This is a genomic window from Hyphococcus sp. (genome assembly GCF_965267305.1).
In the GTDB taxonomy this organism is placed as follows: Bacteria; Pseudomonadota; Alphaproteobacteria; order Caulobacterales; family Parvularculaceae; genus Hyphococcus.
The window spans coordinates 3,640,001-3,655,463 of sequence record NZ_OZ253945.1 but is presented as its reverse complement, the minus strand read 5'-3'; the positions used below and the strand labels follow the sequence as shown (position 1 = coordinate 3,655,463).

At 56.5% G+C, this 15,463-nt stretch carries 12 protein-coding genes, 2 rRNA genes and 1 pseudogene (1 of these 15 only partly in view); 9 read left to right on the top strand and 6 right to left on the bottom strand.

Translation table 11 applies throughout. The features are described 5' to 3' along the window. The first annotated feature begins 1 nt into the window (after position 1). From ACQY5P_RS17710 to ACQY5P_RS17700, 3 genes are read left to right on the top strand one after another with little or no spacing between them, the layout of a single operon-like run. Complete coding sequence (locus tag ACQY5P_RS17710; RefSeq protein ID WP_428408196.1) at positions 2-790, top strand: flagellar biosynthetic protein FliR; 789 nt, start codon at positions 2-4, stop codon at positions 788-790. Continuing rightward, the gene (gene flhB / locus ACQY5P_RS17705) at positions 787-1,887 is read left to right on the top strand and encodes a flagellar type III secretion system protein FlhB (protein ID WP_428408195.1); all 1,101 of its coding nucleotides are present in this window, start codon (positions 787-789) and stop codon (positions 1,885-1,887) included. The genes ACQY5P_RS17710 and flhB overlap by 4 nt, the downstream gene beginning before the upstream one ends. Then, positions 1,871-2,209, top strand: a complete 339-nt coding sequence (locus ACQY5P_RS17700; protein WP_428408194.1) for a hypothetical protein — start codon at positions 1,871-1,873, stop codon at positions 2,207-2,209. Before flhB ends, ACQY5P_RS17700 begins: the two co-directional genes overlap by 17 nt. Here ACQY5P_RS17700 and ACQY5P_RS17695 read toward each other — a convergent pair. Beyond that, positions 2,206-3,381 carry a PrnB family protein gene (locus ACQY5P_RS17695; protein ID WP_428408193.1) on the bottom strand — a complete coding sequence of 392 codons (1,176 nt, stop codon included), beginning with the start codon at positions 3,379-3,381 and terminating at the stop codon, positions 2,206-2,208. The two genes, ACQY5P_RS17700 and ACQY5P_RS17695, sit on opposite strands and share 4 nt — an antisense overlap. Positions 3,382-3,599: 218 nt before the next feature. On the opposite strand from ACQY5P_RS17695, the gene ACQY5P_RS17690 reads away from it, so the two are divergent. Both ACQY5P_RS17690 and ACQY5P_RS17685 read left to right on the top strand, forming a co-directional pair. Further along, the gene (locus tag ACQY5P_RS17690) at positions 3,600-4,211 is read left to right on the top strand and encodes a hypothetical protein (RefSeq protein WP_428408192.1); all 612 of its coding nucleotides are present in this window, start codon (positions 3,600-3,602) and stop codon (positions 4,209-4,211) included. Positions 4,212-4,592: 381 nt separating this feature from the next. Further along, positions 4,593-5,738, top strand: a complete 1,146-nt coding sequence (locus tag ACQY5P_RS17685) for a pyridoxal phosphate-dependent aminotransferase (protein WP_428408191.1) — start codon at positions 4,593-4,595, stop codon at positions 5,736-5,738. Positions 5,739-5,817: 79 nt separating this feature from the next. On the opposite strand, the gene ACQY5P_RS17680 is transcribed toward ACQY5P_RS17685, so the two are convergent. Together ACQY5P_RS17680 and ACQY5P_RS17675 are read right to left on the bottom strand one after the other, a co-directional pair. Then, positions 5,818-7,986 (bottom strand): ATP-binding protein, encoded by a 2,169-nt coding sequence (locus ACQY5P_RS17680; RefSeq protein WP_428410685.1) that lies wholly within the window; start codon positions 7,984-7,986, stop codon positions 5,818-5,820. 258 nt (positions 7,987-8,244) lie between these two features. After that, positions 8,245-8,487, bottom strand: a pseudogene (locus ACQY5P_RS17675) (PAS domain S-box protein); the annotation flags it as partial. Between ACQY5P_RS17675 and ACQY5P_RS17670 the strand changes: the two are divergent. Continuing rightward, on the top strand, positions 8,407-8,877 hold the full coding sequence (locus tag ACQY5P_RS17670) for a hypothetical protein (RefSeq protein ID WP_428410704.1): 471 nt from the start codon (positions 8,407-8,409) through the stop codon (positions 8,875-8,877). The pseudogene ACQY5P_RS17675 and the gene ACQY5P_RS17670 sit on opposite strands and share 81 nt — an antisense overlap. Before the next feature lie 56 nt (positions 8,878-8,933). Here the strand turns inward: ACQY5P_RS17670 and ACQY5P_RS17665 are convergent, their stop codons facing one another. After that, positions 8,934-9,641, bottom strand: coding sequence for a class I SAM-dependent methyltransferase (locus ACQY5P_RS17665; protein WP_428408190.1), 708 nt, complete (start codon positions 9,639-9,641; stop codon positions 8,934-8,936). A 377-nt stretch (positions 9,642-10,018) separates the two neighbouring features. Here ACQY5P_RS17665 and ACQY5P_RS17660 point away from each other — a divergent pair, with 377 nt between their 5' ends. From ACQY5P_RS17660 to ACQY5P_RS17650, 3 genes are all read left to right on the top strand, one after another. After that, a complete protein-coding gene (locus ACQY5P_RS17660) occupies positions 10,019-11,263 on the top strand; it encodes a hypothetical protein (protein WP_428408189.1) in 1,245 nt (414 codons plus the stop codon). Positions 11,264-11,354: 91 nt separating this feature from the next. After that, on the top strand, positions 11,355-12,368 hold the full coding sequence (locus tag ACQY5P_RS17655) for a glycosyltransferase family 2 protein (RefSeq protein ID WP_428408188.1): 1,014 nt from the start codon (positions 11,355-11,357) through the stop codon (positions 12,366-12,368). A 3-nt stretch (positions 12,369-12,371) separates the two neighbouring features. Then, a complete protein-coding gene (locus ACQY5P_RS17650) occupies positions 12,372-12,809 on the top strand; it encodes a GtrA family protein (RefSeq protein WP_428408186.1) in 438 nt (145 codons plus the stop codon). Between the two features lie 128 nt (positions 12,810-12,937). Here ACQY5P_RS17650 and rrf read toward each other — a convergent pair. Together rrf and ACQY5P_RS17640 are read right to left on the bottom strand one after the other, a co-directional pair. Further along, a 5S ribosomal RNA gene (gene rrf / locus ACQY5P_RS17645) occupies positions 12,938-13,052 on the bottom strand. 156 nt (positions 13,053-13,208) lie between these two features. Beyond that, positions 13,209-15,463, bottom strand: a 23S ribosomal RNA gene (locus tag ACQY5P_RS17640) (it continues 540 nt past the right edge of the window).

The following is a 15,463-nucleotide window of genomic DNA, read 5'->3' as shown; positions in this document are numbered from 1 at the left end:
CATGGACTATCTCGACGCGCTGGCGCCGATTGTGGATGCGGGCGCGCCGTTCATCATCCTGATCGGCGCGGTGTTCGCGCGCGTCTCGGCGGTCGTCTTTCTGGCGCCGGGTCTTGGCGAAAAAGCGATTCCCACGCGCGCGCGGCTGGCCGCGGCCATCGCCATCGCCATTGTGCTGACGCCCATGGTGCTCTCGCCCGACATGACGCCGCCCGACACGATGGCGGGAATTGTCGCGCTTTTCGCTGCGGAGTTCATGTGCGGCGTGATTGTCGGCTTCGCCCTGCGGCTGATGGTCTTCATCCTGCAGATCGCCGGGGCCATTATCGCACAGAGCGTCTCGCTGTCCCAGTTGTTCGGGCCGACCGTCGGTTTCGATTCGGAATCGCCTTTCGCGGCCCTCCTCGTCATGGGCGGCGTCGCCATGGCGGCTGCGGCGGGACTGCATATCCATCTCGTGGGCGCCATGGCCGATGTCTATCAGCTTCTTCCCTTCGGACAGTTTCCGGGCGCGGCGGAGACCGGCGAATGGTCCTCCACCCGCGTCGGCGCGGCGCTTTTCAAGTCGCTGGCGCTCGCCTCGCCCTTTGTCATTCTGGGCTTTCTTTACTCGCTGGCGCTGGCCGCCGCGAGCCGCGCCATGCCGCAATTGATGGCGGCCTTCGTCGGCGCGCCGGCGGTGACGCTTGCGGGTCTCGTTCTCTTCGCCGCGGCGGCTCCGATTATCCTTTTCGACTGGCTCGCCTCATTCCAGCGGGTTCTCTTTGACCTCTTCTCGGCGGCTCTATGAGCGACAAGCAGGAAGACAGCGGCCAGGAAAAAAGCCACGAACCGACCCCATCGCGCATCGACAAGGCGCGGCGGGAAGGCGATGTCGCGCAATCGAAGGAAGCCAATGCGGCGGCGGCCTATGTGGGCTTTTATCTCGCCCTCGCTGTCGCCTCCACCGGCGCCGCCGCAGCCTTGAGTTTCGCCCTGTCGCGCATGTTCGAGCGGCCGGAGCATTTCGCCGAGCAGGCCTTCGCCGCCGATCCGAGCGCTTTTATCCAGTCGCTTGCCGGGGTCGGCCTTGGCGGGCTTGTTCCGTTCATCGCACTGCCGGCGCTCGGCGTTCTGGCGTCGCTCTTCGCGCAGCAGGCGATCACCTTCGCCCCGACGAAGATCAAACCGAAAATGGACCGGCTGTCGATCGTCTCCAACGCCAAGAAAAAATTCGGGCCGGACGGCCTCGGCGAGTTCGCCAAGAGCGCGGTGAAGCTCATCGCCATCTGCATCATGTTCGCCGCCGTCTTCGCCGGAAGGTTTTCCTTTCTGCCGGTGGATGCGCGCATGCCGGCGCAGACACTGCCCGCTGCGCTCTTGCGCGAAGGCGTGATTTTCGCCGGGCTGATCGTGCTGTTTTCGGCCGCGCTCGCCATGGTGGACCTGCCCTGGTCGCGTCATCGCCATAATGAGAAGCTGAAGATGACGCTGGAAGAGCTCAAAAAGGAGATGAAGGAGCAGGAAGGCGATCCAATGATGAAACAGTCGCGGCGCGAGCGCGGCCAGGCGATCGCCCGCAACCGGATGATGAAGGACGTGCCGGACGCCGACGTCGTCATCGTCAACCCGACTCACTACGCCGTGGCCTTGAAATGGGACCGCAAGGCCGGCGGGGCGCCGGTCTGCGTCGCCAAAGGCGTCGACGAGATCGCCCTTAAAATCCGCGAAGTCGCGACCATGTCGGGCGTTCCCATCCGCTCCGACCCGCCAACGGCGCGGGCGATCCACGCCACGGTGGAGATCGGCGACGAAGTCCAGCGCGAACATTACGCGGCGGTCGCGGCGGCGATCCACTTCGCCGACGCCATGCGCAAGAAAGCGAAATCCTATGGCGACGCCAACTGAACAACTGAAAGAGCTCAAAAAGATCGCCCAGATCCGCTTCGACAAGGAGCGCCATCAACTGACGGCGATCAATGAGGAAATGGCGCGGCTTGAGGCGGAGAAAAAGGCCGTGCGCAAGCAGATTACGGACATTACCGGCGGCCAGGAGACGAGCCCCGCTTCGTTGATGAACGCCTACGCCTATCTCGATGCGCTGACCCGCAAGGCCGAAAGGCTCGACGCCGAACGCCGCGAAGCCCATGAACGCACCGAGGCCCAGCGGGAGAAGATCAAAACCGCCCTCGCCTCCAAAATCCGCGTGGACGGGATGGAGGAAGGTTAGGCGGCCACGAAGGCTTTCAACGCCTCAATCTCCTTGAAGCTCGTTTTGATGTCTTTCCGGTCCGCAGCGAGGCGCATGTCGCGCAAGACTTCGAGCGAACGCATCAGCACGTTGAGCGGCGGGCCGCTTGCCGTCACCTGCGCGAGCTTGTCGGCTTCGAGCGCCGATGACGGTTTTTCGATGAAGGATTTTACCAGCTGGTTGTGGTGCTGCGCCGCCGTCTCTCCATGCAGGCGGCAAACCTCAAGAAACGCCGCCGCATTGCGCTTGAACCACGGCTCCTTTGACGATTGCGGCGCGACGTCGAGAAACTGCGCCAAGAGGCTGCGCCGGCGCATGCAGTCGCGCAGGCTCGCCTGATCCTCCGGCGTCATGAACAGCATCTTGTCGACAAGAAGCTGCGCGTAATAAGGATCGTTCGCCTGACAAAGGCCCAGCAGCATGTCGATTTCGTTGATGCCGGAAAAGTCGCCCGCATTCGCGCCGCGATATTCATGGCGCCCCACGCGATAGGGCTTGTAATAGGGCCGCACCGAATAGAAGAAACGGTCCGTATCGAGTTCCTTGAAGAGCGCGTCGTTATACTTGATCACGTCGCGCAAGGCGCTCGCCGCATCTTGCAAAAGCGTTTCCGTCACCGGATGCGACACGCCGAGCGGCAGCGCCCGCATCAGCAAATCGGCGCAGCGCATGAAGGCGAAAATCCCGCGCGTATTGTAGTCGAGAAAAAGGAACTCGTCCTTGAGACTGGTGAAGCTTTTCTGGCGCCCGTTGACGGCGGCGTTGCGCGTGGCGAGATGCGCCGTCGCAAAACGCGGCGCCATGCCGATGGACGCGGCGATATGAAGTCCCAACGCCGAGGCCTCCGGGAAAGGCGATTTTTCTTCCTTCGCCGGGTTCGTCAGCTCGTGACGGCGCAAGGCTGCGAGGTAAAGCCCAAGATCGCCGAGGAGATCGAAGGCGTTGTCGAACCCTTCGTCCGTGTTTCCTTCAGCGCGCAGGCGATCGACGTAATCGTGACCCTCATCGCGGATTTGCGCCTTGATGGGGTCGCCGACGCCCTCGACATTCTCCCCGCGCTCCTGGGCGAAATAAAGCTCTTCGAGTTCAGTGTTCATCTCCACAAAGGCGGTGCGAATCCAGTGCTCGAAAGCCTCGGAATTGCTGTTCATGGCGTTCCTTCCGGCCCCTATGGGGCGCTGATCCCTTTTCCTTCCTCTTAGAGGGTTTGGCGCGCCATGAAAACGCCGGTCGGGCCGTCCATTTTGCGGGTCTGTCCGGCGCCCGTTGCGCCATAGGTCAAGCGAACGCCACGGGACGCGTTATGATCGGGCGAAATCGATCAAAAGACTGCAGCGCAACAAGCGCGCACACCCGGGAGGATGGAGCCATGAACAAATACGAAAAAGCGGTTGCTCAGTGTATGGCGCCGACGGCGGCGCTTTACGAGCGCACCACCAATCCCCTGCACAAGGCGATGCTTTTGAACTTCTGGCGCCATGTGCACCTCGAAGGCTCCGGCCAGTACGAAAAGATCGTCGCGCCTGACATGATGGTCGATCATCCCGTCTATCGCGTGAGTTGGGGCGCCAATCCCGTGGTCGTCGAAGGCAAGGACGCTGTCGTCGAGTTCTACAAAAGCGTCGGCGAAGTTGTTCTCTGGAATTCCGATGACGTCATCGCGGTGAGCGACTGGGGCATTTTCGACGAACTGACCTTTCATCAGCTCGCCAAGGGCTCGGATTTGATGGCGATGAATTACGGCATCGAAAACCCCGACGGGATTTATCACATTTCCAGCCGCCAGGCTTTCTTCTGGCCCTATGACGACAAAGCGCGCCTCGCCGGCGAACATCTGTATGAGGATAAAACCAGCCTCAAGATTGAGGAGATCGACCCCAAGGACGCTATCACCCCGGCGCGGGTGCGCGAGATCCAGCGCGAGCAACTCGCCAAACTTGAGGAGAAATTCGGTCCGGAATACTGGGTCTATAAAGGCTAACCGAGAGCAGAAAACTGCTCTTTCTATGCAGCATGGCGCCATTTTCCATCGCTGGTCATCCGGCGGAATCTCCTATAGTCTTTGCGCCAATTAAAAACGTCAGGGTCAGGAAACGCCGTGCCTCAACCGATGAGGGGTGTGAGATTGACGCCTGATTTTTGCTTTCCTCTTTCAGTGACGCGCTCTTTATGACGAGCCGCGCGAAGATTGAGCTCCTTGAAACCGCCTGCCTAGCAAACGGCCTTGGCGCAAGCGGGGCTCGTCCGCAAATCCGAATTTCATCCGGCCGCCGTTCCGGCGCCGCTCCGCAGCCTTTCGTTTTCGGGAGGGGCGCGTATCCGCCCCGTCATGCAACCAAACTACAATAGGAGACGCAACGCCATGACAGTACAGCTTTCAAGACGCCTTATTCTCACCGGAGCGGCGGGCGCGACGTTTGCCGGCGCCGCGAGGGCGGCCGCCCTCAAGACGGAAGAAGCATTCCCGCCGGAAGTGCTCGCCCATGAACACGCCCTTCTCGGCCCGGATGACGGCGTCGCGCTTCTGGCGCGTAACGAAAACCCATACGGTCCCTCAGAATCAGCGCTGCGCATGGTCGACTATGCCGGCAAGAAAGGCGCCTATTATCCGGGACAGGCCTATATGACGCTTGCCGAAATGATCGCCGAGCGTCATGGCGTCGACCCCAAACAGATCGTCATCACCACCGGCTCGGGCGAAGCGCTTTCCGCCATCGCGGTTCTCTACGGCCCTAAAGGCCCTATCGTCGCGCCGCGTCTCTTCTGGGACACGACGGCGCTTTACGCCGCGCGCCTTGGCATGGCGGAAATCACCCGCATTCCGCTGGCGGAGGATATGAGCGTCGACCTCGCGGCTATCGAAGCGGCCGTCAGCGAAGACACGGGTCTTGTTCAGCTCTGCAACCCCAACAACCCCACCGGCCTCGTCTCTGATTCGAAGACATTTAAAGCCGCGGTCAAACGCATGGCCAAGAAGACAACGGTCCTGGTCGACGAAGCCTATATGGAGCTCGCCGACAATCCGGAAGGCAACAGCTGCATCGATCTCGTCAAGAAAGGCGAAGACGTCATCGTCTCGCGCACTTTCTCGAAAATCTACGGCATGGCGGGGCTTCGCGTCGGCTACACGATCTCATCGGAAGAAACTGCCGAAAATATCCGGAATACGGCCATGTCCTGGATTGCAGGGACAGGTCTCGCCGCCGCCATCGGCGCTTACAACGATCAGAAATTTCTGGATTACTCCAAGGCCAAAATTCTCGAAGCGCGGGAAATGGTGCTCTCGAAGACAAAAGAGCTCGGGATGACGTCTCTGCCCTCCCAGACCAATTTCGTCTATTTCAAATCTGGCAAGCCGGCCAATGACATCCAGCAATTGATGGAAGCCAAGAACATTCTCGTGCGTGGCCAGTATATGGACTACACGGACTGGACCCGCGTTTCCATGGGCAAGATCGAGGACGTGGAGCGGTTTTGCGCCTATCTGCCGGAAGCGGCGGGCGCATAAATCAGCCGCCATCAAGACAACCATCGCCGGACGGCCAAAACCGTCCGGCGTTTTATTGGCCAGGACTGAGCCGAAACAATTAACCCGACGCTGATTTCGTCGGGCGAACTTCTGAAACACGATTGCTCGGTTCAATAATATTGAGATCGATGAATTCCGACAGAGCCCTTTTAAGCTCTGGAGCCTTTACGGGTTTCGACAGATAAGCCTCGAAACCATTATCCAGGTATTTTTGTCGATCGCCGAGCATCGCATCGGCCGTGACGGCTATGATAGGGGTTGATTTATTAGGACTGTCCCCTGCGCGCAATCTCGCCAGCGTCTCCTGCCCACACATTCCCGGCATGTGAATATCCATGAGAATAATGTCGAACCCGGTTGTTTTGCATAACTCAAGCGCCTCGGCGCCGCTAGAAGCCTCCAAGGCTTCAACGCCGAATGTGCGGACAAAAGTGCTGATGACCGTGCGATTGATCGCCTGATCGTCGACAATCAGTGCGACAGGTTTTTTGTCGGACATTCGTGCAGACGCCGCTGGCCATATGCCTTCCGGCGCATCGGGAGATTGATGTTCCTCGTCAACGAATTGCAGCGGAATGCGGAAAGAAAACAGCGAGCCGCGTCCCGGTTCGCTTTCCAGTGAAATCGTTCCGCCCATGGCGCGAACAAGTTCATTGCAAATCGCAAGGCCCAAGCCGACACCGTCATGGGTGCGGGTGCGCCCGTCTTCGACTTGTGCGAAACGTTCAAATATTTTTGCCTGAAACTCTTTCGGAATGCCGCAGCCCGTATCGGTGACAGAACAGCATAAAACCGCGGCGCCGTCGTTCACTTCTACTTTCGCCGCAACCCTGATTTCACCCCTGTCTGTAAACTTGATGGCGTTGTTGATGAGATTTGTGAGGATCTGACGAATGCGTTTTGGATCGCCTTTGTAATAGGTGTTCCGGAAACTCATCTCCAGAGTCAATTCCACCGCCTTTTCACCGGCGATTAGCCGTCTCGGCGCAATCACGCTGTCAAAAAGCTGGAGGATATCGAATTCTTCTTCGGCAATGCTCAACTTGCCTTCCTCAATCCTGCAGATGTCGAGGATGTCGTTGAGCAAGACCAAAAGATTCTCCCCGGAATCATTGATCATGTTGACCCATTCCAGGGCCGTCTCATCAAGATTTTGATTGCGCAGAATTTGCGCGGCGCCCAGCACGCCGTTTAAAGGCGTGCGCAATTCATGGCTCATCGTCGCGAGAAACGCGGATTTCGCTTCGCTTGCGGATTCGGCTCTCTTTCTGGCGTCTGTGAGGTCGGCTTCATGCCTCTTTTCCGCCGTAACATCGCGCAGGATCGTTGTAAAATATGTGCCGTCAGGCGTTATCAACTTGGAAAGAGAGGCTTTTGCTGGAAATTCTTCGCCGTTTTTACGCAAGCCCACGATCTCCTGGCGTTCGCCCATCTGTTTGCTGACCGTGCGAGAGGCGTCAAATTCTCCGATCAGGTCGCGATGGCGCATCCGGAAACGTTCCGGCATGAGCCATTCCACGCGCCGTCCAACCATCTCTTCCGATGCGTACCCAAAGATCGCTTCGGCGCCGGCGCTGAAAATCGTGATACGCCCTTCTTCATTGGTGACGATCATCGCTTCCGGCGAGATATTTAAAATGCCCGAGAGAGTAAGCTGGCTTCGCCGTAAAGCCTCTTCGGTCTGACAAAGCGCCGTAATGTCCTGTACGGCGCCAAGCATGCGGACGGGTTCGCCATGGTCATTGCATTCAATCTCACCTTGTTCATGTAAGATTTTAATCCGCCCGTCCGCCAGGACGATCCGGTGGTTGATGTCGTAAGGTGCGAAATTATCCAATGCATTCTTGATAGCAGTCTCAACAAGCTCACGGTCATCCTCATGAACATGCGCCATGAACATCGAGAATGTCGGAGAAACCGCCCCGACCGGATAGCCGAACATGCGGTAGATCTGGTCGGACCACGAAACTTCATTACTGACAATATTCCATTCCCAGCTTCCCATTTCGGCAATGCGCTGGGCGCGATCGAATGTCTTTTTCGCATGCCTTAAAGCCTGTTCGGCCTGATATCGGTCATTCGCATCTACCAAACAGGAGAGAATGCTTTTGCGGCCCAGAACGTCGATTGTCGTCGCATAAGCTTCCAGCCAATATTTCTCGCCCGCCAGCGTTTTAACGGCGACGGGACACGCCGAGAGTTTATTGGTTTTGCCGATCGCGGCCACATATTCCTTGCGATCTTCAGGGCTCCACCAGATATCCAGCGTTCTCCGCCCAGACAGCTCGAAGCCAAGCTTTTCCCGGCAGAGAAGCTCCGCCGCGGCGTTGTAAAATCTGAACTCGCCTGTCTCATAATCGGAAAAAATCACCGGAACCGGCGTTGTCTGCGTGATCTCGCTCAACAGTTTTTCGTTTTCTTCCCGCGCCTTTTCCGCCGCGACCTGACTTGTGATGTCGGTAGCGAACGCCAGAATTTTTGTGATTTCGCCATTGGTTTCCCGCAATGGCGTGATGGTCATATCGAGCGTGATATAGGCGCCGTTGGCGGCGCGATTATCGACTACATAACGAACATTCTCTCCGCGCCGCGCACGGTGGATCGAATCACGGAGCTCGTCTTGCACGTCTTTGGAATAGTCCCAGGCATGGTTTTTCCAGAAAGGCTTTCCCAGAATTTTTTTTTCTTCCAGTCCCAGCGCTTTGAGCGGCGCGCGGCTTGCGAAAATCAGATTTCCATCAAGATCGCAAATACCGACAAACCCGTAGAGCGAATCAAGAATCTGAATTGTCTGCCAGTTGTTTTCCGAAAGAGACTGTGGCTTTCCGGCAAGCCGGCGCCCCCGGCGCAGCCGGTTGACCATAGATCGCGAGAAAAAAACGCCCGCGCCCAGAACGACAAGCGTCATTCCGAAAGCCAGGTTTCTCGCATCAAAAATCCAATCAGCCGCCATGAAAATTCCATGCAGCCGGCGACAGCTGCGCCCCTAACAAAGCTCTCCCCGCCCGAGCCAGCGGATTTCCAAACGCTCTCGGTCAGAATTGAACATTACGAAATGCGTTCAAAAAATCGGTTAACCCGCCCCAAAGGCGTTTATGGTTTTGGAAACAACTCTTAAAAAACCATGAGCTGATACGCGTCGGCCTGCCGGCATGCCCCGGCCCGTCCGCCGGTTCATTCAGCGGGTTTTGCGAAACGGAGAAAGTAGTTTTCCTCAAGGCCTTCGACGGTTTTTTCCTCAACGAAGGCAAAACCGACATATTCGATTTCGGAGATGACGCCCGCCCGCCCGAAGCGAACATGGCCTTTGTCTTCGGGCCGCGGCTCACCAGGCTTCAGATCGTAATCGACAACAACAAGGGATCCGCCGGGTTTCAGCGCTTTTAAAACCGACTTCATCACCGTCTCCCGGTCCTCAAAATAGTGATAGGTGTCGGCGATAAAGACGAGGTCGACTGTGTTCTCCGGCAAAGTCACATCGTTTTCACGGCCCAGCACCGCGGTTATGTTGTCGAAGCCGGAATCTTCCGCCCGCTGGTTGATAAGGTCGAGAAACAAAGACTCGATATCTTCGGCGTAAACCCGTCCATGCGCGCCGACCGCTTCCGCAAACATCAGCGTATAAAGACCGGTGCCGGCGCCGATATCGGCGACGATGTCGCCATCCTCCAGTTCGAGCGCCGACAACACAGCTTCGCGCGCCGAATAAAGTTCACGGCTGCCAACTTCCATGCGCTCAAGCCAGACATCGAGATTGAGGCCGTCCTCTGGCGCTTCAACGGCCGGCGTCTCCGACGGCTCTTCCGGCGCCGGCGCGCGCGAACAGGCCGCCAGCGCCGCGAACGTCGCAACCACAAAATACTTCAAAAATGCGCCCCGCATGCGCCCCTTCCCTTCGTCCACACGCGCGCGCCAGATTTTCCAGGGCGCCCGCCAGCACATCATTAATCTATTAAGTCCGCCCCTTAAAGACCAGTCTTGCGGCTATTCGCCCAGCGCTTCGGAGCGCCCCCCCGGGGACAGAAGAATCGAATCTTCGTCTGCGGCCTGCCCTAAATCTTTACTTGCCGGAGAGTTTCTTTCGCAATAGCGCCAAACCACAATATTTGCATATTGTTAACGCGTCAGTTACTTGAGCCGAAGCATTCTGAGGCGACCCTTGCGACCCTTATCGAAACTAAGACAACCCGCCAGGCTAGGTTCGTTATCAAGGGCCCGCCAAGCTTCAAGGGCCCTTCAAGCGCAAAAGGAAACAAATAATGACGGGTACGGATGGCTTGCGGGCATGGCTAATTGAAGCTTATCGAAATGATTCGATAACAGGGCGGCGGCGAGGCGTCGCGTTTGCATGTCTGGCGGCTATTCTCATCGCCCTCCTGCTTTACCAGATTTATTTCAGCCTTTTTCATGCGGAGGTGAATTTCGATTTTTTCTTTTATGTCGGCTCCGCTTACCGTCTATTCGGAGATGGCGCGGTTACGCCGCTCGCGTATGTCCAAGATGTCTTGAGCTCCGAAATTCAGTGGTACGATATTTCCAAAGCCATCGAAGGATCGCCCTATGTGCAGGAGGTCATGACAAATGCGGAAGCATTTTCAAAGCAACTGCCCTATTACACGATAAAGCCTGTTTACCCTGCTCTGATGGAGATATTGCACGGCTTCGGTTTTGAATATCTTCAAGCCAGCATTATAATATCGGCGGGCGCATACGTCCTTATTATCCTCCTTGCGTGGCTTTGCCTCGCCCACGGCCTGCCGAGCTTCTCGATTGGCGCCGTTTTCGTGGCCATCCTGCTCGCCCTATACAACCCGCTTTACGAATTAAGCCGGTATTCCACGCCAGATACGCTGAATACTGCGTTGATCGTGCTTTCCGCTTATCTTGCTTTCCGTCGCGATCAGTGGATAGCCGCTGCTCTGGTTTCGCTCTTTGCAATCTACATACGACCTGACAGCATCTTGTGGATCGGCTCCTTATCGGTCTGTTATGTGCTTGCTAAGGGGCTTTCCTTACGCGCGGCGGGCAAAGCCGGAGCGGTGTGCGCCATCGCCGTGCTCGCCTATTTCAGTCTTCGACTGATCGATGAGCCCTATTCCATTCTTCTTCTGCAGAAGATCTTTTTTTCGCCAATGACCGCGGACTCGGCGCACCCGGACCGTATAACGGACTATCATAATCTCGCGGAAATCGCCGCGCGTTATTGGAACGCGACACTCGGCCTTTTCACGGGCAAGTTCTTTTCCGAGCTATACCTTTTTCAAACAATGCTTGCCGTTGCCGGTCTGGCGGTCTGCCGGCGGCATAGGTGGGACCAGGAAAGTCTTTGGTTCATAGCAGCGCTGATTTGCATGGTGGCGTTTCATCTGGTCATGCCTAAAGAGCATGACAGGGTGCTGATCTTCGCCCACGTCCTCATTCTTATCGGACTCGGCCGCCTGACGATTAATTTTTACGCCGCAAACACGCCGCCGCATGCGGGACATCTCGTCCGGGCCCCGTGAAAATTACATGCCGCCTATGAATGGCGGATGAATTAAGTATTGTTGAAGTTTCGGCCGCTAAGCCTTTGCAGCAAAACCCAGGAATCCGGTTATGTCATTAATGTCAGGGGAAGAAGCGCTGAGCCTGTCCGCCGTTGTTCCCTGTTATAACGAAGAACAGTCGATCGACGAGCTGCACCGCAGGCTTGGCGGCGCCTGCGCCGCGGCGGTCGGGGATGACTATGAAATCGTTTTGATCGATGACGGCTCAAAAGATCTCACATGGCAAAAAATGCAGGCGCTTGCGAAGCGAGATCCGCATATTGTGGCTGTGAAACTGAGTCGCAATCATGGCCATCAGCTCGCATTGAGCGCCGGGCTCGACGTTTGTCGCGGCGACCGCATTCTCATCATCGACGCCGATCTTCAAGACCCGCCGGAACTGTTGAAGGAGATGATGGCCAAAATGGACGCCGGCGCGCATGTCGTCTACGGGCGGCGTGTTGAAAGGCGCGGCGAAACCCGATTCAAACGCTTCACTGCGAGCGTCTTTTACAGAGTGCTTGACCGGCTTGTGGACATCGAAGTGCCGCTCGACACAGGCGATTTCCGACTCATGAGCCGTAAGGCGCTCGATATGCTGCTGCGCATGCCGGAGCAACATCGCTTCATTCGCGGCATGGTGTCCTGGATCGGCCTCGAGCAGGTCCCTCAGGATTACACCCGTGACGAACGCTTCGCCGGGGAGACCAAATATCCGCTGCACAAGATGATCGGACTCGCCTTCGACGCAATTACCGGTTTTTCCACCAAGCCGCTGAAAATCGCTTCCTATCTCGGATTTCTTTTTTCAATTCTGGCGGTGTTTGGCGTCATCTACACGTTTTACAGCCTCATCTTCCTGAACACCGTCGCCGGTTGGGCCAGCGTCATGACGGTCGTTCTCGTGCTTGGCGGCATTCAGCTTTTGGTGCTCGGCATCATGGGCGAGTATCTTGGCCGCATGTTTATGGAAGCCAAGCGCCGTCCCATTTTTCTCATCGCGGATATAGTAAAACACAACACAATCGAAAAAGCCGGATTAGACGGCGCCAGCGAGAAAGCAGATGCGCAACCTCTGGGCTGATGCATGCATTTTCTGAAGGCTATGCTCACCGGGACAAACGGGTTGCGAACGTTAGCCGGGCAATTGATTCGCTTCGGCGTCGTGGGCGCCATTAACACGGCGACGACATTTGTCGTTATTGTGTTGCTCATGCTGGCGCTGCATTGGTCGCCGCTTGCCGCAAACGCCGCCGGTTATTGCGTCGGACTTTGCGTATCGTATTTCCTCAACAAGCGTTTTACCTTCAAACAGCGCGCCGCAGTCCGGCGCAGCGCATGGCGATTCGTTGGCGCTTTCGTGATGGCGTATAGCGCCAACGCGCTCATTCTTATGGGCGCCATCAGATTGTTGTCGCTCAACGCGGTCATCGCCCAGGGCGCAGCGGCGGTCGCTTACACGTTGAGCTTCTTTGTATTATGCAAGTTCTGGGTATTTCGCGATGATGAAAACAAGCTGGAATAAACGCTGGAAAGAAAACCGATACGCCTAGAGCCTTAGAAAGCCGCGTTTCAAACATAAAAACGCCCGGGCTGGAAAGCCGCGGGCGTTTTTTTTGTTCATGTTCAGAAGGGTCTAAATCGTTTTGGCAGGCCTGGCGGCGACTTACTCTCCCACGCCTTAAGACGTAGTACCATCAGCGCTGGGGACTTTAACGACCGAGTTCGGGATGGGATCGGGTGGAGGCTCCCCGCCATAACCACCAGGCCGGCGAAAACGATTTCGATGCGAGAGCGCGAAGCGTCCCGGCGAAAGCCGGGATCCAAAATGTGCAAACCCTTGCGTTGAACAAGTCCGACTACGAACCGTTCGCCGCGCATGAGTTAAACCTATGCCCGTCATCTAAAAGATGACTGCATGAGGACAATCAAGTCAATCGAGCAATTAGTACCGGTAAGCTTCACACATTGCTGCGCTTCCACACCCGGCCTATCAACGTGGTGGTCTTCCACGGCTCTCAAGGGAATATTTGTTTCGAGGCCAGCTTCCCGCTTAGATGCCTTCAGCGGTTATCTGTTCAATACATAGCTACCCAGCTGCGCCATTGGCATGACGACTGGTCCACCAGAGGTATGTCCATCCCGGTCCTCTCGTACTAAGGACAGCTCCTCTCAATATTCCTACACCCACGGCAGATAGGGACCGAACTGTCTCACGACGTTCTGAACCCAGCTCACGTACCGCTTTAATTGGCGAACAGCCAAACCCTTGGGACCTGCTCCAGCCCCAGGATGCGATGAGCCGACATCGAGGTGCCAAACAATGCCGTCGATATGGACTCTTGGGCATCATCAGCCTGTTATCCCCGGCGTACCTTTTATCCGTTGAGCGATGGCCCTCACACGAAGAACCACCGGATCACTATGGCCGACTTTCGTCTCTGCTCGACTTGTCAGTCTCGCAGTCTAGCGGGCTTATGCCATTGCACTCGACGACCGATTTCCGACCGGTCTGAGCCCACCTATCGCGCGCCTCCGTTACCATTTGGGAGGCGACCGCCCCAGTCAAACTACCCGCCATGCAGGGTCCCGGATCCGGATAACGGACCGCGGTTAGATATCAGCGACAACAAGGGCGGTATTTCACCTGTGGCTCCACGACTGCTGGCGCAATCGCTTCAAAGCCTCCCGCCTATGCTACACATGTTGACGCTAATACCACTGCAAAGCTGTAGTAAAGGTGCACGGGGTCTTTCCGTCTGACCGCGGGAACTCCGCATCTTCACGGAGAATTCAGTTTCGCTGAGTCTGCATTGGAGACAGTGTGGAATTCGTTACGCCATTCGTGCAGGTCGGAACTTACCCGACAAGGAATTTCGCTACCTTAGGACCGTTATAGTTACGGCCGCCGTTTACCGGGGCTTCAATTCGGAGCTTGCACCCCTCCTTTTAACCTTCCGGCACCGGGCAGGCGTCAGACCCTATACGTCGTCTTGCGACTTCGCAGAGCCCTGTGTTTTTGATAAACAGTCGATACCACCTGGTTTGTGCCCCCGCCCCAGAGTTGCCTCCAAAGCGGGCTCCCTTCTCGCGAACTTACGGGAGTAATTTGCAGAGTTCCTTCAATGCAGTTCTCTCAAGCGCCTTGGTATGCTCTACCAGTCCACCTGTGTCGGTTTAGGGTACGGTCTTATGAGGAGGCTATTTCCAGGGACTTCCAGGCAGCCCCTCCCACAACCAACGGGGAAGAACTACTTTCGAAATCCGTCACACATCCTCTGGCACAGGAATATTCACCTGTTTCCCATCGACTACGCCTTTCGGCCTCGCCTTAGGGGCCGGCTAACCCTGCGCTGATTAGCATTGCGCAGGAACCCTTGGACTTTCGGCGAGAGGGTCTCTCACCCTCTTTATCGCTACTCGTGTCAGCATTCTCACTTCTCATACCTCCATCGGCCCTCGCGGGTCCGACTTCATCGGCTTAGAGAACGCTCCGCTACCGCGTGATAAATCACGCCCGAAGCTTCGGTGCATGGCTTTAGCCCCGTTACATTTTCGGCGCGGGGACCCTTATTTAGACCAGTGAGCTGTTACGCTTTCTTTAAATGATGGCTGCTTCTAAGCCAACATCCTGGTTGTTTTGGGATCCCTACATCCTTTCCCACTTAGCCATGACTTGGGGACCTTAGCTGTCGGTCAGGGCTGTTTCCCTTTTCACTACGGACCTTAGCACCCGCAGTGTGTCTGCCGCATAGTACTCCTCGGTATTCGGAGTTTGGTTAGGATCAGTAAGGCGGTAAGCCCCCATAGCCCATCCAGTGCTCTACCCCCGAGGGTATTCGTGCGACGCTCTACCTAAATAGATTTCGCGGAGAACCAGCTATCTCCCGGTTTGATTGGCCTTTCACCCCTAGACACAAGTCATCCCAACTTTTTTCAACAAGTACGGGTTCGGACCTCCAGTAAGTGTTACCTTACCTTCATCCTGCTCATATCTAGATCACCGGGTTTCGGGTCTAATCCCTCTAACTAAATCGCCCTATTCAGACTCGCTTTCGCTGCGCCTACGCCTATCGGCTTAAGCTTGCTAGAGAGACTAAGTCGCTGACCCATTATACAAAAGGTACGCCGTCAGGCCATAAAGGCCCTCCGACTGCTTGTAAGCGTTCAGTTTCAGGT